Origin of the sequence: Grimontia sp. AD028 (genome assembly GCF_000973155.1) — a bacterium.
Classification (GTDB): Bacteria; Pseudomonadota; Gammaproteobacteria; order Enterobacterales; family Vibrionaceae; genus Enterovibrio; species Enterovibrio indicus.
On record NZ_LASY01000007.1, the window covers coordinates 43,943 to 66,070 of the forward strand.

At 47.0% G+C, this 22,128-nt stretch carries 15 protein-coding genes; 3 read left to right on the plus strand and 12 right to left on the minus strand.

Annotated features, from left to right (window positions below; genetic code table 11):
- Positions 1–264 precede the first annotated feature (264 nt).
- Positions 265–1,707, minus strand: a complete 1,443-nt coding sequence (nhaC, locus tag RN22_RS01620; RefSeq protein ID WP_046302830.1) for a Na+/H+ antiporter NhaC — start codon at positions 1,705–1,707, stop codon at positions 265–267.
- Positions 1,708–2,284: 577 nt separating this feature from the next.
- On the opposite strand from nhaC, the gene asd reads away from it, so the two are divergent.
- On the plus strand, positions 2,285–3,403 hold the full coding sequence (gene asd, locus RN22_RS01625) for an aspartate-semialdehyde dehydrogenase (protein ID WP_039850385.1): 1,119 nt from the start codon (positions 2,285–2,287) through the stop codon (positions 3,401–3,403).
- A gap of 124 nt (positions 3,404–3,527) precedes the next feature.
- On the opposite strand, the gene sodB is transcribed toward asd, so the two are convergent.
- Positions 3,528–4,112, minus strand: coding sequence for a superoxide dismutase [Fe] (sodB, locus tag RN22_RS01630; protein ID WP_002541102.1), 585 nt, complete (start codon positions 4,110–4,112; stop codon positions 3,528–3,530).
- A 261-nt stretch (positions 4,113–4,373) separates the two neighbouring features.
- Between sodB and RN22_RS01635 the strand changes: the two genes are divergently transcribed.
- Positions 4,374–4,712, plus strand: coding sequence for a Grx4 family monothiol glutaredoxin (locus tag RN22_RS01635; RefSeq protein ID WP_046302831.1), 339 nt, complete (start codon positions 4,374–4,376; stop codon positions 4,710–4,712).
- A gap of 64 nt (positions 4,713–4,776) precedes the next feature.
- On the opposite strand, the gene RN22_RS01640 is transcribed toward RN22_RS01635, so the two are convergent.
- From RN22_RS01640 to rnt, 5 genes are all read right to left on the minus strand, one after another.
- Positions 4,777–6,099: a Na+/H+ antiporter family protein gene (locus tag RN22_RS01640; RefSeq protein WP_046302832.1), complete on the minus strand. Its 1,323-nt coding sequence runs from the start codon at positions 6,097–6,099 to the stop codon at positions 4,777–4,779.
- A gap of 167 nt (positions 6,100–6,266) precedes the next feature.
- On the minus strand, positions 6,267–8,570 hold the full coding sequence (locus tag RN22_RS01645) for a VolA/Pla-1 family phospholipase (protein WP_046302833.1): 2,304 nt from the start codon (positions 8,568–8,570) through the stop codon (positions 6,267–6,269).
- Between the two features lie 35 nt (positions 8,571–8,605).
- Positions 8,606–9,856, minus strand: a complete 1,251-nt coding sequence (locus tag RN22_RS01650; protein ID WP_046302834.1) for an outer membrane protein transport protein — start codon at positions 9,854–9,856, stop codon at positions 8,606–8,608.
- A gap of 443 nt (positions 9,857–10,299) precedes the next feature.
- Positions 10,300–11,574 carry an outer membrane protein transport protein gene (locus tag RN22_RS01655; RefSeq protein ID WP_046302835.1) on the minus strand — a complete coding sequence of 425 codons (1,275 nt, stop codon included), beginning with the start codon at positions 11,572–11,574 and terminating at the stop codon, positions 10,300–10,302.
- 291 nt (positions 11,575–11,865) lie between these two features.
- Positions 11,866–12,534 carry a ribonuclease T gene (gene rnt, locus RN22_RS01660; protein ID WP_046302848.1) on the minus strand — a complete coding sequence of 223 codons (669 nt, stop codon included), beginning with the start codon at positions 12,532–12,534 and terminating at the stop codon, positions 11,866–11,868.
- Between the two features lie 164 nt (positions 12,535–12,698).
- Between rnt and RN22_RS01665 the strand changes: the two genes are divergently transcribed.
- Positions 12,699–13,577, plus strand: a complete 879-nt coding sequence (locus tag RN22_RS01665) for an OmpA family protein (protein ID WP_046302836.1) — start codon at positions 12,699–12,701, stop codon at positions 13,575–13,577.
- A 60-nt stretch (positions 13,578–13,637) separates the two neighbouring features.
- Here the strand turns inward: RN22_RS01665 and RN22_RS01670 are convergent, their stop codons facing one another.
- The 5 genes from RN22_RS01670 to nth form a co-directional block, all read right to left on the minus strand.
- Positions 13,638–16,535, minus strand: coding sequence for an HD domain-containing phosphohydrolase (locus tag RN22_RS01670; protein WP_046302837.1), 2,898 nt, complete (start codon positions 16,533–16,535; stop codon positions 13,638–13,640).
- Positions 16,536–16,673: 138 nt separating this feature from the next.
- Positions 16,674–19,577: an HD domain-containing phosphohydrolase gene (locus tag RN22_RS01675; RefSeq protein ID WP_046302838.1), complete on the minus strand. Its 2,904-nt coding sequence runs from the start codon at positions 19,575–19,577 to the stop codon at positions 16,674–16,676.
- A 150-nt stretch (positions 19,578–19,727) separates the two neighbouring features.
- On the minus strand, positions 19,728–20,144 hold the full coding sequence (gene gloA / locus RN22_RS01680) for a lactoylglutathione lyase (RefSeq protein WP_046302839.1): 417 nt from the start codon (positions 20,142–20,144) through the stop codon (positions 19,728–19,730).
- Positions 20,145–20,235: 91 nt separating this feature from the next.
- On the minus strand, positions 20,236–21,150 hold the full coding sequence (locus tag RN22_RS01685; protein WP_046302840.1) for a LysR substrate-binding domain-containing protein: 915 nt from the start codon (positions 21,148–21,150) through the stop codon (positions 20,236–20,238).
- Positions 21,151–21,470: 320 nt separating this feature from the next.
- Positions 21,471–22,112, minus strand: coding sequence for an endonuclease III (gene nth, locus RN22_RS01690; RefSeq protein WP_046302841.1), 642 nt, complete (start codon positions 22,110–22,112; stop codon positions 21,471–21,473).
- Positions 22,113–22,128 lie beyond the last annotated feature (16 nt).

A 22,128-nucleotide genomic window follows, 5' to 3' on the forward strand; every position in this document is an offset into this window, starting at 1 on the left:
CCCCAAAAAATTTGAAATAAAAGAACGCATTGATTTTGCTTGTGCGGGGGAGGGGAAACTTGATTGGAATCAATCCGTGCTACAGAAAATGCGGGACGCTGGTGGTTTTGCAGTGATATGAGATCTGAGTCGGGTTTTGGTGTTGCGAACCTGTTTTGCTGCCGTTATCGGTAGATTTCTATTTTGGGAAAACATTTATCGCCGATATGAAGTGCGGTGGGAAATCCGTCTTACAACCGCACTCATAGATAAAATCATTGAGAATCAGGCTTTCTGCGCAAGAGCGTCAAGACTGTCTTCGCTTGCTGGTTCTGATGCTTCGGTGGTTGGTGGGCAGCGGTCAACGAACCACCCCATATAAGAAGTTAGAATAGTGACGATAATGCACACGAAGCTCAGCCACATGAACGGCGCGTAGGAAAGCGTCGCTACACCCAGAATGCTTGCCATATAGATACCGTTGTCGCTCCAAGGCACCATGCCCGAGGTTAGCGTGCCGCCGAACTCGGCGTTACGTGACAGGTTCTTGCGTTGGTAACTGAGGCGATCGTAGTTCTTGGCGCAGATTTTAGGGGTCAGGATCAGTGACACATACATGGCAGAACCAAACACGTTACCCAGGAACGCAGTACCGATGGTAGATGTGGCCAGGCTGCCCGCAGATTCAACCTTACGCTCGAACAGCTTGGCGATGGTTTCCAGCACGCCGACTTTATCTAGAAGACCACCGAAACCTAAACCAAACACAATCACCGCTACAGAACCCAGCATAGATTCCATACCACCGCGGTTCAAAATCGCATCAATGAATGAGACGCCAGACTCAATCGAGAAAGGAGCCCAAGCGGTGTTCATCGCTGTCAGTGGGTTCATGTCCTGAACCACGATGGCCCAGACAATACCAAGCACAGAGCCCAGAGAAATCACCGGGAATGACGGTAAACGCATCGCCAGCAATACCAGTACGATCGCCACAGGCACAAAACTCAACGGGGTGATCACGAACTGCTGTTCCATCGCTAGAATCACATCGTTCACCTGAGCCATATCGACATTGCCCGCGTAGTGCAGACCCAGTGTAGTAAAGAGAATGCCAGTAATGATGTAGCTGATAAGCGCGATAGGTAGCATGCCTTTGATGTGCTCGACGATTTCAACGCCTGACATGGAAGACGCGAGGATCACGGAATCAGAAAGTGGTGACAGCTTGTCACCAAAGTAACAGCCTGAAAGCACAGCGCCTGCTGTCACTGGTGCGGGAACGCCCAAGCCCTGTCCAATCCCCATCATCGCAATGCCTGCGGTACCTGCAGCGCCCCAGGACGTGCCCGTTGCCAATGCAGTCAGCGAACAGATAATCATGGTCGCGGCGAGGAAAATAGAAGGGTGAATCGCCTTTAAACCGTAGTAAATGATAGTTGGAACGATACCGCCAGCTATCCAGGTGCCGACCAGAGCGCCAACAGCCAACAAGATCAAAACAGCACCGAGACCATTAGCGATGCCCTGGGTGGCAGCTTGTTCCAGCTCTTTGTAGCTGTGTCCCAGCTTAATGCCGAGTCCGATGATCACGAACCAGCCAATGTAGAGAGCAAGCTGGATAGGCAGGTCTAGTTGGGCGGTAAAAGAAAACGCCATTAACAGGAACAGACCTAACGCTGCGAATACTTGGAATACAGAAGGAAGTCGCACCGGGTGTCTTTGCATAGTTCAAACCTTTTTTGAGTTTGGCCCTGTGGCTCCTGCCTGAGATACCTATTGCCTGTTGGCAGAGGGTAGTGAAGTGAACACTGGCTATGGGCTTGAAAGCTACCTTCCTGGCGGCGGCGGGTACTTTATCGAAAGAGGGTGAGTACGGGGAACAAGTATTTTAGTTTCTGTGACCTTTGCGCACGGGATGTTATCGCAGGTGACGGGACGTTATTTGGGTGTGATTTTTCTGTTGGCGGGATTGGCGTGCTACTGTTTGGTTCTCGTTTTACTGATGTTTGTATATTTGTTACATTGATCACCTTGGCATGACGCGATAGCGTTAATATTCCGTCACGGCGAGATGCCCTCACTGAAGACACATTGTTCTGATCCCTCCGCTGTCTAAAAACGCTTTAAGGATCTCTCTGTTCGCTTGCAGTGCGTCGCATTATCGTGGCCCGTTGTGCCCTTTGTCCGTTACGATTTATTTTTAGTTCTTTGCCGATACAAATATGCGCAGTTTTTGCTTGTTATTTGTGTTGTGACTTTTCAATATAGGCGGAGAATTTTATTACAAGGAGTGTGAGTGCGAATGAAAAGAGTAGGTTTAGTCGGCTGGCGCGGTATGGTCGGATCCGTACTGATGCAACGCATGGTAGAAGAAGGTGATTTCGACGTTATCGAGCCAGTATTCTACAGTACCTCTCAAGTAGGCATCCCTGCGCCAAATTACGGCAAAGATGCGGGAATGCTGCAAGATGCATTCGATATCGAAAGCCTGAAAACGCTGGATATCGTCATTACCTGTCAGGGTGGCAGCTACACCGAAGCGGTATATCCAAAACTGCTGGCGGCCGGCTGGAAAGGTTTCTGGATTGATGCGGCCTCTACGCTGCGTATGAAAGATGACGCGATCATCACACTGGATCCAGTGAACTTCAAACAAATTCAAGAAGGCATTCACAAAGGCACCAAAGCCTATGTGGGTGGTAACTGTACTGTCAGCCTGATGCTGATGGCAGTAGGTGGTCTTTACCAAGAAGGCTTGGTTGAGTGGATGACTGCGCAAACGTATCAAGCGGCATCGGGTGCAGGCGCGAAAAACATGCGTGAGCTTATCTCCCAGATGGGTACCATCAACGACGCTGTCAGCATGGATCTGGCAAACCCTGCGACATCTATTTTGGATATCGACCGCAAGGTTGCTGAAACCATGCGTTCTGGTGATTTCCCAACGTCTGAGTTCGGCGCTCCGCTGGCAGGTTCACTGATTCCTTGGATTGACGTGAAACGTGAAAACGGTCAGAGCAAAGAAGAGTGGAAAGGGACGGTTGAGACCAACAAGATCCTTGGTATTCAAGATAGCCCAGTACCTATCGACGGTACTTGTGTGCGTATCGGCGCGATGCGCTGTCACAGCCAGGCACTGACACTGAAGCTGAAGAAAGATGTACCAATGGATGAAATTGAAAGCATCATCGCATCACACAACGATTGGGTAAAAGTGATCCCGAACGAGCGTGATATCACGGTGCAAGAGCTTTCTCCAACCAAAGTGACCGGTACACTGTCTGTTCCTGTTGGCCGTCTGCGTAAGATGGCGATGGGTAACGACTTCCTCAACGCATTCACCGTGGGTGACCAATTGCTTTGGGGTGCAGCTGAGCCGCTGCGTCGTACACTACGCATCATCCTTTCTGAAGTGGCGTAAAGACTAGTTTCAGATTGAACAAAAGCCGCTGACTACAGCGGCTTTTTTGTGCCCCTAGTAAACACGCAAAAAAATACCCCGCCGAGGCGAGGTATCTATCAATGCTTAAGCGTTTAACTTGGAATTAAGCAGCCAGGTTCTGTGCTACGAATTCCCAGTTAACCAGTGCCCAGAACGCATTCATGTAGTCTGGACGCAGGTTGCGGTAATCGATGTAGTAAGCGTGTTCCCACAGGTCAACAGTCAGCAGCGGAGTTACACCGTCTTCAGTTAGCGGGGTAGCTGCGTTTGAAGTGTTAACGATATCCAGAGAACCGTCAGCTTTTTTCACCAGCCAAGTCCAAGAAGAACCGAAGTTGTTGATTGCTGAATCAGTGAATTTCGCTTTGAATTCTTCGAAAGAACCGAAAGACTTAGCGATTGCGTCTGCAACATCACCAGTAGGCTCGCCGCCACCATTTGGGCTCAGGCAGTGCCAGTAGAAAGTGTGGTTCCAGATTTGCGCTGCGTTGTTGAAAACACCGCCAGTAGAAGTCTTAACGATCTCTTCCAGAGATTTGTTCTCAAGCTCAGTACCTTCGATCAGGCCGTTCAGCTTAACAACGTAAGTGTTGTGGTGTTTACCGTGGTGGAATTCCAGAGTCTCTTGAGAGATGTGTGGCTCAAGCGCGTTTTTCTCGTAAGGAAGAGCTGGTAGTTGAAATGCCATTACTCGATTCTCCATGATAGGCGGGGTCGCCCCCTGACATTATTGCTTCCTGTAGATTTGTCGTACACTTTAGGTAGTACCCATAAGTGAACGAATCTACTTATAGACCGACTGCGAAACAGTTTAGCAAGTTTTTACTTTATTAAAAGAATAATTTTAAAAAAAGCGGCGGATTTTGACCCTAAAGATTTTAGGCGTTTTTTTCCATCGCTAACACAGTTAGAATCGTTGTCATCATCACACTTGGTGTTCGAGGAAGTAATGGAAACTATTGATAAAATCAAACAGCAGATTGAAGAGAACGCAATCCTGCTTTACATGAAAGGCTCGCCGAAGCTGCCTAGCTGTGGCTTTTCTTCTCAGGCTAGCCAAGCGCTGATGGCGTGTGGTGAGAAATTTGCGTACGTCGATATCCTGCAAAACCCGGATATCCGTGCTGAGCTGCCAATTTACGCGCAGTGGCCAACTTTCCCACAACTGTGGATTGATGGTGAGCTGATCGGTGGTTGTGACATCATCCTGGAAATGTTCCAGAAGGGTGAGCTTCAGCCTTTGATCAAAAACGCAGCGACACGCCGCGACGCAGAAGAAAACAGCTAAGCGTTTTCCTTCTCATAAAAAAGCCGCTGACAACACAGCGGCTTTTTTGTATCTGTCACTCTGGTTACAGCGTCATCGCTGCAATCCAACCGAACGCAATCAGCGGCAGGTTGTAGTGGATAAATGTTGGCACCACGGTATCCCAGATGTGCTCGTGCTGACCATCGGCGTTCAGACCTGAAGTTGGGCCCAAGGTTGAATCCGAAGCGGGAGAGCCCGCATCACCCAAGGCCGCCGCAGTGCCTACCAAGGCAATGGTTGCCATCGGTGAGAAGCCAAACGCCAAAGCCAGTGGCACGTAAATGGTGGCAATAATTGGAATCGTTGAGAACGAAGAACCGATGCCCATAGTGACCAGAAGGCCAACAACCAACATCAACAGCGCCGCCAGCGGTTTGTTGTCACCAATGGTGGATGCCAGCGATGCAACCAGTGTTTCTACACCGCCAGTCGCTTTCATCACCGCCGCAAAGCCTGCTGCAGAAATCATGATAAAGCCAATCATCGCCATCATGTGAACGCCGCGGGTGAATACATCTTGCGTGTCTTTCCACTTAATGACACCGCCAAAGGTAAACACCATAAAGCCAGCCAGTGCACCGACAATCATAGAGCCAGTGGTGAGCTGAACACCCAGTGCGGCGGCGATAGCAATTACCGCAACCAAAATATTCTGCGGTTTGAACTCTGCTTTTTCAGGCTCTGCAGCCAGAATTTTCTCCTCAGAATAGTGGCGAGGCTTGCGGTAGCTGATAAAGGCTGCAACCAACACACCAAACAACATACCAGACGCTGGCAGCAACATGGCTTGAGGTACCTGACTACCGACCACATCCAGGCCGTTGTCGTGCAAATTCTTCAACAGAATGTTGTTCAGGAAAATGCCGCCAAAACCCACAGGCAACACCATATAAGGTGTGATCAAGCCAAAAGTCAGCACACAGGCTACTAAGCGGCGGTCAAGGTTCAATTTGGCAAACACATGCAGCAAAGGAGGGATCACTATAGGGATAAACGCAATGTGTACAGGAATCACGTTTTGAGACGAGATTGCCAACAGGCCAAGAGCCACAAGCACCATGTATTTCAGTGCCGCGGAGGCATTTTGGCTTTCTTTGCCATTCAGCTTTTTCACAACGGATTGTGCCAAAAGATCCGTGATGCCGGAGCGGCTAATCGCTACTGCAAAGGTGCCCAACATGGCATAACTCAGCGCGATGGTTGCACCACCACCTAAGCCACCTTCAAACGCAGAAATGGTTTCGGGCAGTGTTAGACCACTGACCATACCGCCCAAGACGGCACTAAATGTTAGCGCAACCACCACGTTGACCCTTAAAAGTGCCAACGCCAGCATCACGCAAACCGCAATAACAACTGGATTCATTACTTCCTATCCCTACAAACACCCAACGGGGCAAAATCTATCCCCAAAAGACGAAGATCACAGTTTGCTGATATTTTTTACATTGTCGAGGGGAATTTGAAAGGAATTGGATTGGAGAGGAAAAAGGCCAGCGGGTGCTGGCCTATTGGGACAATCAAAAGATAGTGTTATTCGAGCACACTAGCGTCATTCACACTAAAGTTCACGTCAGCACCACTCAAGAATTGAACTAATTCAGATTGCATTTCCTGAGTGTAAGTTATGTCACTGAAGTCCTCGTTCTGAGGGGCGATGACAGAGCTGTGTTGGCCCACGCTGCCAAACTTGGTGAAGTTACGGCCGTCTTTAGTTGTTTGCGATTGGCTGTTAACAACGTTTAAACCAATCAGTGAAGCAAGAGGAATTGTTCCTGCCAATGGACGATCTTCAACAGAGTTTGGGACTGTGGCGTCATTTTTCACTTGTTGCATGTAGATTGGTAGTCCAGCAAGGACGTTTGTTCCATTAAGGTCAGACTCGTAGACTAAGTTGATTGGATCTGTCGGATCGATAACAGTTTGTGCTGCAGATGCAAAAAGAGAGAGTACACCTGCTTGTTCTGACTCAGGAATACCAGCTGTCACAAGCGAAGTCACTAGAGGGCCAAACGCTTCCGACCCGATGAGTAAATCCACTATTTGGCCACCGGTATTCGCAGCGGCAATGCGCGAGAATTTAAACAAGCTATCGCCAGCCGCATCATTCAACGTGCTATTTGCTGTGGCTACCGTTCCAAAACCTGTAATTCCGCCAAGGGAATGCCCGAAAAGTGAAGGTGGAGTGGTAGCTGTGTTATCAAGTGTTGCCAAAGGTGTGCCCGTGAATAGACCCGCACCTTGCGACACAGTTAGCGCTGCACGAAGACCCACATTATCCAATATGCTTTGACGCAAGTTGTCTCTTCCCACTGGCAGATAGGCCAAGTTTAGGTAATTTGTAGGATCTGCGTTTGCAGAGCGCGTTGCATCCAAGCTGCGCTCACCATGAATTGGCTGGTCAATGGCTAGTATGGCAATGTCTTTCCCTAGCAGCTTTGATCCATTTATTAAGTTTGCTGCAAAAACATAAGCACTTTCTTTCGCAGATGTAATGCCATGTTGATAGATGACTAATTCCATTGCACCAGATGTGGTTGTTGGTGTGAACAAAAGGAACGGTACATCGTCTAACGACTTAACCTGAGGGATTGGACTGTAACGAGTTATAACTCTCTCCGCATCCAATTGATTTCCATTTGCATCATTTAGTGTCACACCAACGAGTTTCAACTGCTCAGACGCATCTGAAGCAAGTTTGGTGACATCAATTGCCTGTCCCACAAGTTGTTGTGCGACCACGGATGCATTTTCAGTGCTGTTCAATGCGTTTGAAATGATAGCTAGGCTTGGCATACCAGACTCAAATGGGGTTTTGTTCCATGTGCTTGAGTCTTTCTCCAGAAAGTATGGAAGCTTAACGGTACCTCTGGTTACTGTAACGCTATTAGCAGCGTAAGAGTTTAGTAACGCTGGTTCAACAGTACCATCGGGATCTATGTATGTGTTAAAGCTAGCGTCTGACTGAATAGCTGTCGCGAAGTCCTGCCCTGACGCTGGAACGGTCATTATATAGGCCTGTGACATATCAACACTATTTGGATTTGCTGAACCTTTCCAAATTGCATTGAAATTGTTACCCAGTCCAACCGCAGTCGCAATTGCGCCTTTTGTAGCGTAAAGCGTGTCACCAACAGATTGCGTTGCAAACCAAGTAGAGAAGACAATCTTACGAGAATCTATTCCTTCTTTACTAAACTCTGCTTCAACTAGTTGGGTGATATCTTTTGCCGGTAAAAGTGCTTCCGAGCCGGCGGGAATAGGTATAGAGCCTTTTAAAACCGAGTATGTTGTGGAGGAGTCTACGCCACTTCCATTTACATCTTTCAAGTCGTTGGTAATTGCAAACATATAGTTGCTAGCCGACTTTAATGGCTTAATAAACCGAACCACCAAAGTGGTGCCTTCAGCAGTAACTGTGTAGTCCTGATCGGCCGTCAGTTTCTTTCTAGTAGAAGTGGAAAAATCCGCAGAGGTAGGGTCACCGCTTTCTATGATGTGGAAGCCTTGGGGAGCTGATGATGCATCAAGTGCGTTACCTTGGAAGTTTATTAAGAAAGGTGCAGTGGTTCCCCAGCCATCACTTTTACCTAGAGCAACAGCAGGATCAGAAATATCAGTTGAATAACTGGATGAACCTAAAAAACCGTCAGAGGCTAGCGTACCATCAGTGCTATCCATTGACAGGAAGCTTGGAGATACAGGTGCTAAGTTATCTGGGTCTAGATTGAAATCGACTGTTGTTTGTGCTTTTGTCGGCTCGCCAGAAATACCTGAGTCATTACATGCTGACAGGAGCGCGGCTGACACCAAGATTGTTAGTAGTTTTGTTTTCATAAAATCCCTCGTTACTGCTTTGTCATCCGCTGAGACTAAAATTGGTAGTTTGCTTGCAGGGCATAGATGAGAGCGTTACCAGTGCTACTAAAGTTTTCGTTATCTTCAACGAATGAATTCGATTTACTATTAATGAAAGTAAATCCAGCATCGAATGTAAGATCACTCGTGTACTTGTAGGTGGCTCCAGCTGAATACCAATAGCGATCGGTATCAGGAATACTCAAGGTTGGTTCTCCTGCTTGTTCATCAAATGCGAATCCGGCTCGAACCAGCCATTGGTCATTGAGTGCGTGAGTCGCTCCTATTGACCAACGAATAGCATCTTCATAATGCTCCTCTTTTAAGAAACATACCCCAGCCCCATCTGCAGAATTACATTGGCTATTAGTTGCTCGAAGTTCTTTGAATTTACTCCACTCTGTCCACAGAATACTGTAATGAACTGCCCATGTGTCATCTAGCTGATGGAAACCCGAAGCTTCAATTGTGGCTGGAAGAATTGCCTCTAAATCTCCCTTTACGGTAGTACCAGGAGCTAGGTTGGCTGCGGCGCCTGTGTGATCTGTAAAGTCACCCTCAAAATCAAGGGTCACTTGAGAGCGGTATGCCAGACCCCATCTGTTGCTCTCATCCATTTGAAAGAGTGCACCGATATTCCAGCCAAAAGCATACGTTGTGCCTTCCATAGTGATTAGCTTGTCAGACGCATTACCGTTTGCACCGTTGAACGAGAGTAAACCTTTGTGGCGATTGAGTTCAGCAACGCCATAGACAGCATTAAGACCAGCACCAAGGCTTAGATTCTCACTCGCTTTCCATGCGATGCTTGGGTTTAACGTAACTGTTGTAAGTGCAGTATCACCGGCTGAGCGACCGAGACTAAAGTCGTCAGGATAATCTGTCGCAACACCATAAGTGGTGAATAATCCAATTCCCCATGAGAGCCTGTCGTTAATTGGTGAAATCATGTAGGAGGCGGGAACGATGGCGAATGGCGCCACATCTTCAGCTTTTTGGTTTCGAGATGGTCCTTCATGGGTTACATCTACATTTGGATCGATAAGGCTCAGTGCACCAGAAACACTGGTTCTTTCGAACATAGTCATGGCTGCGGGGTTACGTGCCAGCACTGAAGCGTTATCGGCGACTGCTGCTTCGCCAGAGAATGCGCGTCCTAATCCGCTTGCTGAGTGTTCAGCAACTTGATAACCCGCACTCCAAGCACTTGGGGCGGTGAGAGCAATGGCGACCGCAAGGGCGCTTCTTGATAGTTTTTTTGACATACTGCCTCTCGTCCTAATTGAGTTGTCGGTCACTAAATGACCAATTTCCAATATTTTCAATAAGTTGGAAAAACGTTGCAGCCTATAATAAATGTGTATGGCTACTGGTCGGATCTTTACGATGCTTAATATGTCATGATGCGCCGGAATGTTAAACAGGTGTTAAAATCGAGGTGAGTGTCTGAAATTTCGGTATTTTATGTCTAGTTTTAAAACTGATGTTTTAAGTAAATACACTAATTAAAGGTTGTTCATTCAGAAGTGCCTGTAATTGTTCATTAACGATTAGAAACGATCTGGTTGCGATTTGAGCGACTGTTTGAATTTTGTAGGTAAGGTACTGAATAGCAGGTCACAGCTGCTTCGATTGAATTTCACTTTTGTGACTGGAAACAAAAAAGCCGATTGTAAAAATCGGCCTTTCTCATATTTGAAACAATAACTTAGAAGGTGTAGTTTGCGCCAACAGCGAAGATGTAAGCGTCGCCGCCTGCTTCAAAGTTGTAAGTAGCTACACTCTTAGATTCTGTTCCTTCAACGGCATCGCCGTTCAAATAAGCAAAGCCAGCATCGATAGTAAAGGCTTCGCTTGCAGTGTATGTTGCGCCTATTGTATACCAGTTGCGATCAGTATCAGGAATACTTAAAGTGCGGTACTCTTCTGGTACAGGGCTTTCATCGTAAGCGAAACCTGCTCTAAGCGTCCAAGTTGGATTCAGGAAGTAGGTTGCACCAATAGAATAGCGCCAGCTGTCTTCCCAATTTTCTTCATTGAGGAAACACACTCCTACACCGTCCGAGCTGGTACAAGACGAACCAGTAGCTTTGAGCTCTTCGAAACTGCTCCAACCAATTCTCATTACGCTGTATGAAACTGCCCATTTTGGTGCGACTTTGTGATAGCCAGAGAACTCAAAAATGTCCGGAAGGTTGAGTTCAACTTCACCAGGAACAGTTTGTCCAGTGACTAGGCTTGTCGTATTCGAAGTACCACGATAGTCCCCTTCCAGCGTTATGTCGACTTGCGAACGATAGCCAACACCCAGACGATTGTTCTCGTCAAACTGCCACAATGCACCAACATTCCAGCCATATCCCCAGCCATCACCTTCAAGATGTGCTATCTCTGTCGTTGCTGTTGTACCGGGTATGAAGGGGCTCAGGTTACCTGCATTTCGAACCAACGAAGCGTCAGCATAAACAGCGTTTAAGCCAAGACCCAAACTAAGTTGTTCATTTACCTCATAAGCGAAATTCACGTTGAAATCTACAGTGGCTAACTCGCTCTTGCCTGCTGCAGGCCCCGCTGAAGCATCGGATGGATATTCAGTAGATAGCCCAAAATTAGAAAAAACTGAAACACCTAAAGCCATCCTGTCATTCAGTGGTCTTACATAGTGTGCATAAGGTACCAATGCATCAGGCGCTACATCCGAGTATGTTTCTGTTCCACCTAAATTACTGCTTTTCAGTGTTGCATCCACATCCGGTTGAATAAACGAAAGACCACCCGACATTTGTGTCGAATCAAACATTGTCATCGCCGCTGGGTTACGGGCTGCGACTGCGGCGTTGTCTGCAATGGCTGCTTCGCCAGCAAATGCACGACCTAGACCACTGGTGGAATGTTCGCTGATTTGGAAGCCTGCGCCGTGGGCCTGAAAAGCGGCCAGCGCAATCGCTGTGGAAAGTAGGGTACGCTGTGTTACACGTTTCATATTAATTTGCCTCTCTGTCACTGCCTTTTATTATTGTCGTCTTCAACGTGAAGTGTCCGAATCTAAGCGGCACGAGCGTTGAATCGTTCTAAGTCAGTATAAGTAGCAAATTGAGATTTGTTGTGGTTTTGTTATCAATAGTTTGCGCAGGATCTGCGCAACGAAACCTTCGTTTTTGAGGGTGATTTCAATCTAGCGTTTAAAACTATTTGACGTTTGTGAAAAGAAAACGGCCGCAGGCCTTGTTTTATAAGGCGTGCAGCCGGTTCTTTTGCCAAGGTTATGATTGTATTAATCAGAATCTTGTTCGGATTCTTCCTCAGCTGCCATGACTGGCCAGCCGCCTAATTTCTTCCATTTGTTAACGATCTCACAGAACAGTTCTGCGGTGCGCTCGGTATCGTAGAGCGCTGAGTGTGCTTCTCGGTTATCGAAAGGGATCCCGGCGGTTTGGCATGCTTTTGCCAAAACGGTTTGACCAAAGGCCAAGCCACTCAGTGCTGCTGTGTCGAAAGTGGCAAACGGATGGAAAGGATTGCGTTTTAGATGACTACGCTCCGAGGCTTCCATGACGAAGCTGTGGTCGAAATTGGCATTATGAGCCACCATGATCGAGCGCTGACAGCCTGCCGCTTTTTGTTCTTTGCGGATAAGTTTAAAGATCTCTTTCAGTGCGTGCTCTTCTTCTACCGCACCACGCAGTGGGCTGAAAGGGTCTTTAATGCCGTTGAATTCCAGCGCTTCTTTAACCAGATTAGCGCCTTCGAAGGGAAAAACATGAAAGTGAATGGTTTTATCAGGGGAAAGCCAACCGTCTTCATCCATCTTCAGAGTGACCGCACAGATTTCAAGCAGTGCATCAGTCTTTGAGTTAAAACCTGCCGTTTCTACATCGACAACAACAGGAAAATAGCCGCGGAATCTTGCTTTTAGCGTATTCAGGTTGGTTTCTTGGGTCATGTCTCGGATAACTTGTAAAAATGAGGCGTGCATTATGTCAGATGCTGGCTTGATTTTCATTTTCTAGTTTTGGCATGAAGAATTAAAATAAGACTAAAGATAAGGGACTGGCTTCCGATAAGATAAGCAATACCTTTCCACTGATTCACAGGAACCGGCACAGTATGAAGAAAGCATCGCTGTTGACATTATGCATTGCTGCAAGCCTTGCACCGCTCTCGGTGTCTGCGAGCAAGTATTACGGAGCGAAGCCGACAGAATCTGTGTGGAAGGTGACGGTAGATACGCCGATCGAGTGTCGTATTGAACACATGATCCCGAACTATGGCATGGCGACATTTACTTCCCGTGCCAGCAAGAAAATTAACTTGGATTTTGAGCTGGAAATGCGTCGCCCGATGGGTGAAACGCAAAATGTCTCTCTCGTCTCTATGCCGCCAGTTTGGTTCGCCGGTGAGCCTGCGGAATATATCGACCGTCTGCGTTTCTACAAACAGTTTAACGGTTATGTTGACGGGCAAACGGCTTGGAGTATGTTGTCTGAGCTGGAAAATGGCCGCTATCCGACTTTTAGCTTCAAAGAGTGGCAAAGCAAGGGGAAACGCGTTGATATTGCGTTGTCCTCTGTGTCGTTCCAACAGCCTTACAATGAATTCAGCAGCTGTGTTGCACGCTTATTGCCTTACGCCTTTGATGATATCGCCTTCACCGTGCTCCATTACAATGAGAATGGCGATGAGTTAAACAAGGCTTCCATGGCGAGGTTGGCACAAATCGCAGAGTTCGTGAGATACAGCCCAGACATCGATTTGGTGTTGATGGCGACTTACACGGATGGTCGTGGTGCGAAGGCTGCTAACCAGAGAATGTCTGAAATCCGCGCTGAAAAACTGGAACAATACTTTATGTCGCTCGGCTTGCCGAAAGACAGGATTCAGGTTGAAGCTTATGGCGAGCGTCGTCCAATCGCAGAAAATGAAAGCCCGATAGGTCGTAACAAGAACCGTCGTGTCGTGATCTCTTTGGGTAGAACGATTATCTAACCAGACATGTTTTGCTAAAAGATAAAAGAAGCCCCGCTCGTGTTGCGGGGCTTTTCAGTTTTAGGCGGTTTCGGTTTCCTTTTCGGGCTTAGGCGTGATGATTGCCAGCAGAGCGTCTTCATTGACCTCATCATGTTGTTCTTTAGGAAGGAACTGTTCGGCGTAACGAAGATAGATTTTCTCTTCGATAAAGAGCCGGAACAGTTGCTCATCGACATGCTTGTCTTTCGCCATAAAGGCGAGAATTTTAAGGGCTTCGCTGAGTGTCTTCGCTTTCTTATAGGGACGATCGCTGGCGGTGAGTGCTTCGAAAATATCCGCTACTGCCATGATACGTGCATCGACAGACAATGAGCTTTCATCCAACCCATAAGGGTACCCTTTGCCGTCCAACTTCTCGTGGTGTCCCCCGGCGATTTCCGGCACACGTTTCAGATGCTTAGGATAAGGCAGCTTACGGAGCATATTAATAGTTTGGATGATGTGGTCATTGATGATGAAGCGCTCTTCATCCGTCAGCGTTCCGCGCTGAATGGACAGGTTATAGAGTTCACCGCGATTATATTGAAGCGGTGGAACTGGTAGTTTGAACTCCCAGTTTTCAAAGGTTTTCAGCTGTTGAGGGAGCCAAGGGATCATCTGATCGACGGTATCAGAAAGGACTTGTTCTTTGCAGGGGAGGAGGAAACTGCCACGCGCTGAACGTCTTGCTTCTTCTTCCCAAGATAACCCTTGGACATCGTCGATTGTGCGCATCCAGGTCCGCTGAGCTATCTTCTCCAGTTTTTCGATATTGCTGGCATCCATAAACTCACCGCCCACATTGCACTTAGCCACAAAAGCGAACTCCTGATCGAGTGTTTTGTGCTCTTCCGCCAACCAAGCATCAAGTTCTTCAACCTTTTCGCCTTCAAGCCGCTTTTGCCAGTACGTAATTTCGGCGTCACGTTTCAAGACTTCAAAGCGGGTGCGGACTTCGTGGATGCGGTTGTAAATGGTTTCGAGTTTTGTCGCTTTATCCACCACGAATTCGGGTGTGGTGACTTTTCCGCAATCATGTAACCAAGCAGCGAAATAGAGGGCTTCACGAGATTGGTCGTTGAGCGAGAACTCGGGGAAGCGTTTTTCATCATTACTGGCTGCTTCTGCCAGCATAAAGGTCAATTTCGGTACACGTTGGCAATGACCGCCCGTGTAGGGTGATTTGGTATCGATGGCGGATGCCATCATCTCGATGAATGATTTAAATAGCTGCTTTTGTGCTGCTACACGGTCCCAGTTCTCTTTAATAAGGGAAGCGAAGCCCAGGAACTGGCGGATAAACTGTAGCTTGTCATTCTGATCGTTCCCCGGACACGCATCAAATCCCATAAAGACGTAGCCCACACACTCTTTTTCACGGTTGTAGAGAGGCACGAGCCACGCGTGTTTAAGTGATTGTGGAAGCAGTCCGCGTTCAATATCCGTCGAACAGGGTTTAAAGCTGAAGAAATGCTGACCTTGGAGTGCCTTCTTCATCTGAGGGGAATCGGCCAACAACTTCTGCAGATCTACCTGTTTACCCTCTGTTTGAAGGGGATATTGGGCGGTCAGCGTGAGTTTTTCCCTGTCTTCTGCTGAATTGGTCCAGAGCATCACGTATTCCGCGCCGGAAGTTTGTTGGCAGTGAAGCGCAATGTCGGCCATCAAAGAGTCGAAATTTGAACTGTTGGAGACTCGGTGAAGTGTCTGAAGAAAGTTCTGAATCGTCTCAGACATCATGTGGACGGATTCGGAGAGTTCCCTGACTTCGACGATCTTAGAGCTTGGCGTTGAGACACTGGAGAAATCCAGACGACGGATTTTTTGGGTTTCTTCTACCAGCAATTTCAGTGGATTGGCGATATGTTTGGAAGCCCAAAGTACCATCACGGTGCCAATCAAAAGACCAAAGATACTGATGGTAATTTGGTTGTTTCTGGCTTCTATCGCACTTTGGATCAGCAGCCTCTCAGGCACAGCTTTAGCTAGCCACAACCCCCGCTCTCCACCGAAACTGATCCTCACAAGGTTGAGAGACCAGTTTTCACCCTGATGGAGTATGGTCTTGTTCGATTCGTGCCAATCACTGGTCTTGAAAAGATGATTGAACGGAGACGCAGACATTGCTTCAAGGTACATCCGCTGGTTAACACCAGAGGATGATTCTGGAAGGAAACCGGTATGTGCGAAAACACTTTTGTTATCGTCCAAGAGCATCAACTGGGTTTCTTCTGTATCAACCAGTGAGTAGAGAAACTTGTTCAAAGAATCGAGAGTGATGTCGACTGCCAGTACGCCATTAATATCTTTAAACTGCCGGGTGAGGGTGATGCCCATCCGCTGGATAAACATGTAGAAATACGGGTCAGTGACATAAATACTGCCGTCATCCGGCGCTGCTTTGTACCAGGGGCGTGTTGTTGGTTTGTACTTAATTCTATCGGTATCTGCGCGAATATGTTTCAGGGTGTCATCATAGTAGGTACGTATTTGATTTCCCGTCTTGTTGTTGATGTCTACCATGATGTGGCTGTTTTCAGGTGCTGAAAACTGCTCTTTCATAAAATCCGCTTTTGTTGAACGGATAAACGCCGAACTTTCGTTCGGATAGCCAACATATACAGCCACCACTTCTGGGTTTCTTTCCATGATGGCATTCATGCTGGAAAGCCATTCAGTGTCATAAGACGCATAGAGACTATGACCAAAATCGGAAGCTGCAAGCGCATCCATGGCAGTGATGACCGGGGATGTCAGGTTCTGAAAGGAGAGCTTAATACGTTCCGCATTTTGCGAAGTGCGCTCGATGGCGAGTTGTTGATTGAGCTCTTTTGAGTTCTGGTAACTCAATACAATGAGAAGGACTGAAAGCAGGGATACAACAATAAAAAAGATACCTGCGATATGAATTTGAAGTGTATAGCGGCGTCTTGCCATGATAATCCATTATCTTAATTATGAGACACTCGATTAAGACTATCAGACAGTGATGGGTTACCAATTTTTTTAATGAGGGCTTTGAATTAAATCACGAATATTCATCGCAAATATATAAGTTGCTTTAACGTAAAGCGGTTATGAGTGATGCGCTTTTTCGTCTATCGGTTTTTTAGGGAACACAATGTCCAACAGGTAGGCTTCGTTGACCTCGTCCCATTGGCTCTCGGGGAGAAAATCCTGCGCATATTTTAGGTAAATCCTCTGCTCGATAAATATTTTGAACAATCGGGCATCAACATGTTTGTCTTTCGCCATGAAAGCGAGGATTTTAAGCGCTTCACTGAGCTTTTTCGCTTTCTTGTAGGGCCTATCGCTGGCTGTCAGTGCTTCGAAAATATCGGCGATGGCCATAATTCTCGCGTCCACCGGAAGATTGGCATCTGATAATCCTAATGGGTAACCCTTTCCATCTAATTTTTCGTGATGGCCTCCAGCAATCTCTGGAATTCTCTTCAGGTGTTCTGGGTATGGCAATTTTTGAAGCATGATAATGGTTTGAATAATGTGATCATTGATCGCGAAGCGCTCTTCCTCAGTGAGCGTGCCTCGCTTGATGCCCAGGTTATAGAGTTCGCCCAAGTCAAATTTGTGTTCAGGTGCCTTGATATTAAATGACCAGTTCTCAAACTTTTTGAGTTGCTGCTCGGTCCAGTAAATCTTGTGGTCTAGCCGGTTATCCAGAAGGTGTTCTTTGCATGGCAGTTTATCTTCTCCTCTGCGATTTCTGCGTAATTCCTCCTCCCAGGATAATCCTAACGTGTCATCTATCGTGCGGATCCAGGTTCTTGAGGCGATTTGTTTGAGCTTTTCTTCGCTGCCTTCATCCAGGAACTCACCGCCTATGTTGGTTTTGGCAACAAACGCAAATTCGTTATCCAGTTCCTGTTTTTGTTTGAGCATTGTGGCTCTGGCATCCTCGGCAGAAGCTCCTTCGCTAATTTGCTTCCAACACTCGATCTCTGCGTCGCGTTTGAGTATTTCGAAGCGCATCCGAATTTCATGGATTCGGTTATAAATGGTTTCAAGCTTGGTGGCCTTGTCTACGACGTATTCTGGTGTTGTTACCTTGCCGCAATCATGCAGCCAGGCTGCGAAATACAGTGCCTCGCGGGACTTTTCGTCCAGCGTAAAGTCCGGGAAATGATCCTGATCTTCATTGACGGCCTCGGCCAACATAAAGGTGAGTTCAGGCACGCGTTGACAGTGTCCACCGGTATACGGTGACTTGGTGTCGATTGCCGATGCGAACATTTCCACAAAGGATTTGAACAGATTTTTTTGTGCCGTGATGTGGTCCCAGTTCTCTTTGATCAGCGAGGCAAAACCTAGAAACTCTTGAATAAATCCAAGCTTCTCCTCCTGTTCAGGTGATATCACGTGATTAAACCCAACGAATACAAAGCCGACTCGTTCATTTTCTCTGTTGTGCAAGGGAAGCACCCAGGCCCTCACTAATTCGTCAGGGAGATGACCGCTTACTGAAGGATGTTCGTCTGGTGTAAAAGTAAAAAAGCAGTGATTATCGACCGCTTCTTCCATCTCGGGGAGGTCAACGAGAAGTTGGTTAAAGTCTATCTGGGTTTCACTTATGGCCTCAGGATAGTGCGCTGCGAGCGAGAGGTTATTTCTATCCTCCATGTCGGTCGCCCACATCAGGACATAGTCTGCATCGGATGTTTTGTAGCAGTGCTCTACCATGTCAGAGAGCAAGGACTCAAAATTTGAATTATTAGATACCCGATGTAAGGTGTTTAAAAAGTCACCAATGGTTTCAGACATCATACAAATGGAGTCAGAAAGCTCTCGAACCTCGACAATATTGGAGTCGGGCGTTTTTACGCTATGGAAGTCGAGGTTTCTTATTTTATGGGAAGCTTTGTTCAGTAGCTTCAGTGGGGTCGCGATTTTCGCTGAGGCCCACATAATCAGCAGCATACCTACACCTAAGATAATGAAGCTGATAGTTATTTGATTGTTTCTTGCTTCAATTGCACTGCCAATCAATGTGCGCTCAGGGATCGCTTTGGCTAGCCATAATCCCTTCCTGTTACCAAAGCTTATGTGCATCAGGTTAAGCCGCCAGTCTTCTTCCTCGAACTTGACGGTATGTGATGTTTCTTGCCAGTCATCTTTTTCAAGCAGGGAAACCAAAGGGGAGTGTTGTGCAGCCTCAAGGTAGGTGTCTTGCGTTGTGTTTAGTGGTGCTTCAGGAAGGACTCCTGTCTGGCCAAGAATGGTCTTGTTGTCGTCGAACAGCATAATTTTGGCCTCTTCTGAATGGGGTAGAGATTTCAAAAATGCATTAATAGACGAAAGGGTAATATCGGCTGCCAATACACCACCGTTGGCAGGGATGCGTTTTGAAATGGTAATGCCCATTCGCTTGATGAAGAGATAGAAATAGGGGTCGGTAATAAATATGTCGCCATTGTGCGGGGTGTCCTTATACCAAGGACGTGTCGTTGGCTTGTAAGAGATGGTGTCTGTTGTTTCGCTAATGTATTGCAGGTTTTTATCGTAGAACGTCCGGGTCTGCTCACCGTTACTCAGATTGATGTCGACCATGATGTGAGAGTTGTCCGGCGTTGAAAATTGTTCTCGCATAAATGCAGGTACCGTGGAACGGATAAAAGCTGAACTTTCGTCCTCGTAGCCTACATAGACAGCAAGCACATCCGGTGTCACTTTCATGATGGCCTCAACGGAAGCAAGCCAGTTTGGATCGTTGGAAGCATGAATATCATGCCCGTAATTGGATGCGGCAAGTGTCTCTAATGCAGCGAGGACGGGGACTACTTTCTTCTGAAATGCGAGTTTGACCTGCTCAGCATTCTGGGTCATTCGCTCGTCAGCCAATTGTTCGTTGAGCGATTTAGAGTTCTGGTAGCTCAAGACGATCAGCAAAACGGAGAGCATAGAAACAACGATGAAAAATATGCTTGCAATATGAAGCTGCAGCGTACTCTTTTTCCACAACATGCTGACTTTCTTATCAATGAGACATTAATAAAAGCCTATCAGAATTTTTGCAGAGTGGAGGTTTAAGATTGGTGACGTTTTTAATGCATTGATAAATTGAGGTGATTAGCACTACACCTCTAGGGAGAGGTGTAGTAAATCAATGAAGTGCTAGTTACCTAAGCCTGAAGAAGCACTCTTGTTTTGGATCAGCTCGATTTTGTAGCCGTCTGGGTCTTCAACAAATGCGATCTCAGTGGTGCCGCCTTTTACTGGGCCTGGTTCACGCGTGATATTCGCACCTGATTCACGCAGTTTGTCACAAGTTGCGTAGATATCATCTACACCAATTGCAATGTGGCCAAAAGCAGAGCCGTGCTCATACTCAGACGTGCCCCAGTTATAGGTCAGCTCAATCACTGCGCCCTGTGATTCATCACCGTAGCCAACAAAAGCCAGTGTGTACTCGTACTGCTCATTTTCGCTTTTACGCAAAAGCTGCATACCCATCACGTCGGTATAGAAGGCAATTGAACGATCCAAATCGCCAACGCGGATCATGGTATGCAGAATACGACCAGTGCTCATGACATTCTCCTTAATTGTATTGTCGCGCCCAGTTTACCAACAAAATTTTCGTAACCCCAAGAGCCTTAAGTAAACAGATCCTCTGAAGGTTTCAGCGATATTGTGACTGTTCCAACTCACGGAACAGCCAGTTTCGAAATGCTTCAATGCGCGGAAGCCTTGAAGATGCGCCGTCATACAACAAACTAAACTGCATGCCGGGCGTGAGCCCGATATCAAAAGGTTTGACCAGAAGACCTTGATCGATAAGTGCTTTCGACAAACTTTCCGTTCCCAAACATACACCGTGACCCGCAATCACGGCATTGAGCGCCATATCGAATGTAGGTACTTCCATCCATCTCAGCGCGCTGTTGTCGAACTTCACACCGGCTTTTTCAAACCACTTTGACCAAACTATCTCTTTAGAATTCACGCCATGAATCAACCAACACCGTTTGAGCTTTTCCGGGGAATCAAACTGTATAGAACGGGCAAGTTCGGCGGAGCAAAGCGGGTAAACTTCCTCTTGGTAAAGATGTTCGCAACGAATGCTGCCTGCTGTGTCATTCTCTGTGATTTTGCCCTGCCGGATTGCGAGATCAATATCGCTATGTAGGATTGCCACCCGTTTGATATCGCTATGTATGCGAATCGTGATGGTGGGGTTTTCCAGAGTGAATCGCCATAGTCTCGGCATTAACCACAATGAAGCGAACGAGGGTGGGACGGTGACGGTCAACACGCCTTCCAGAGGTTCAGTCTGAATACGGTTTAAACCGACGATAATCCTTTCAAACCCTTCGGTAATAGGTGCAAGCAGCTGGTGGCCTTTATCGGTAAGCTGCATTTCCCGCCCATTTCTAAAAAACAGCTTACAGCCCAGGTTATCTTCCAGACCCCTTAGTTGCTGGCTGACGGCGGCCTGGGTCACATTCAATTCTTTTGCTGCTGCGCTGTAGCTTTTGAGTCTCGCGGCAGCTTCAAAGTAACGGAGTGCACTGAGGTAGCGAAGTTGCTTGTCCATAAGTTCAGCTTATATCTGGTGTCAGATTTCATCGTTCGTGTTGAGTACAAAATACTAACAAAATGACATTAAACCATAACAACAGAGAACGAATGATGCGACCGTCAGCAAAGAGGGCTAGAAATATGATAATAGAAAAAATGCTTAAAATAATTGGGTTAGGAAGTGGTTTTAGGGAACGTAAAGTCGTGATTAAGAGCGACGGAATGAACTGCCACTTGAAGAAAGATATTGGAATCCATGATCCGCAATGCGGTCATGGTAGCAATCAAAACTATCAGAAATATTTATAAAGAAGGCTGCCAATGGCAGCCTTCTTTTTATTCATCTGGGTAAATCTTTTCTTTGAATTCGCAGAGGTCTTCAATGATACAACTGCCACAACGCGGTTTGCGAGCCACACAAGTGTAGCGGCCGTGTAGAATAAGCCAATGGTGAACATCGACCTTGAATTCCTTTGGCACGACTTTCAGTAGCTTTTCTTCTACCTGATCGACGTTTTTCCCCATCGCAAACTTGGTGCGGTTTGATACGCGAAAAATATGAGTGTCTACCGCAATGGTTGGCCAACCAAAGGCGGTGTTGAGAACCACATTGGCTGTCTTTCTTCCCACGCCTGGCAGAGCTTCCAGTGCTTCGCGGTTTTCAGGCACTTCACCACCGTGTTGTTCAACGATGATGCGACAGGTCTTGATGACATTTTCTGCCTTGGAATTAAACAGGCCAATGGTTTTGATGTATTCCTTTACGCCATCAACCCCTAGGTTTAACAATGCCTGCGGCGTATTAGCCACCGGATAGAGTTTATCCGTCGCCTTGTTCACGCTGACATCCGTTGCCTGCGCCGAGAGCAATACCGCAATCAGCAACTCAAACGGTGTGCTCCAGTTCAGTTCAGTTTCCGGGTGAGGGTTTTCTGCTCTTAATCGCTCCAGTATCTGAACACGTTTTTCGTTATTCATTGCTCATCCATTGAAT

Bases quoted from the DNA above. Each gene is read 5' to 3' on its own strand.
- nth (WP_046302841.1), bottom strand. From the start codon at position 22,112: ATGAATAACGAAAAACGTGTTCAGATACTGGAGCGATTAAGAGCAGAA.
- RN22_RS01685 (WP_046302840.1), bottom strand. From the start codon at position 21,150: ATGGACAAGCAACTTCGCTACCTCAGTGCACTCCGTTACTTTGAAGCT.
- RN22_RS01650 (WP_046302834.1), bottom strand. From the start codon at position 9,856: ATGTCAAAAAAACTATCAAGAAGCGCCCTTGCGGTCGCCATTGCTCTC.
- RN22_RS01635 (WP_046302831.1), top strand. From the start codon at position 4,374: ATGGAAACTATTGATAAAATCAAACAGCAGATTGAAGAGAACGCAATC.
- RN22_RS01640 (WP_046302832.1), bottom strand. From the start codon at position 6,099: ATGAATCCAGTTGTTATTGCGGTTTGCGTGATGCTGGCGTTGGCACTT.
- sodB (WP_002541102.1), bottom strand. From the start codon at position 4,112: ATGGCATTTCAACTACCAGCTCTTCCTTACGAGAAAAACGCGCTTGAG.
- RN22_RS01645 (WP_046302833.1), bottom strand. From the start codon at position 8,570: ATGAAAACAAAACTACTAACAATCTTGGTGTCAGCCGCGCTCCTGTCA.
- RN22_RS01670 (WP_046302837.1), bottom strand. From the start codon at position 16,535: ATGGCAAGACGCCGCTATACACTTCAAATTCATATCGCAGGTATCTTT.
- nhaC (WP_046302830.1), bottom strand. From the start codon at position 1,707: ATGCAAAGACACCCGGTGCGACTTCCTTCTGTATTCCAAGTATTCGCA.
- RN22_RS01655 (WP_046302835.1), bottom strand. From the start codon at position 11,574: ATGAAACGTGTAACACAGCGTACCCTACTTTCCACAGCGATTGCGCTG.
- rnt (WP_046302848.1), bottom strand. From the start codon at position 12,534: ATGACCCAAGAAACCAACCTGAATACGCTAAAAGCAAGATTCCGCGGC.
- RN22_RS01675 (WP_046302838.1), bottom strand. From the start codon at position 19,577: ATGTTGTGGAAAAAGAGTACGCTGCAGCTTCATATTGCAAGCATATTT.
- gloA (WP_046302839.1), bottom strand. From the start codon at position 20,144: ATGAGCACTGGTCGTATTCTGCATACCATGATCCGCGTTGGCGATTTG.
- asd (WP_039850385.1), top strand. From the start codon at position 2,285: ATGAAAAGAGTAGGTTTAGTCGGCTGGCGCGGTATGGTCGGATCCGTA.
- RN22_RS01665 (WP_046302836.1), top strand. From the start codon at position 12,699: ATGAAGAAAGCATCGCTGTTGACATTATGCATTGCTGCAAGCCTTGCA.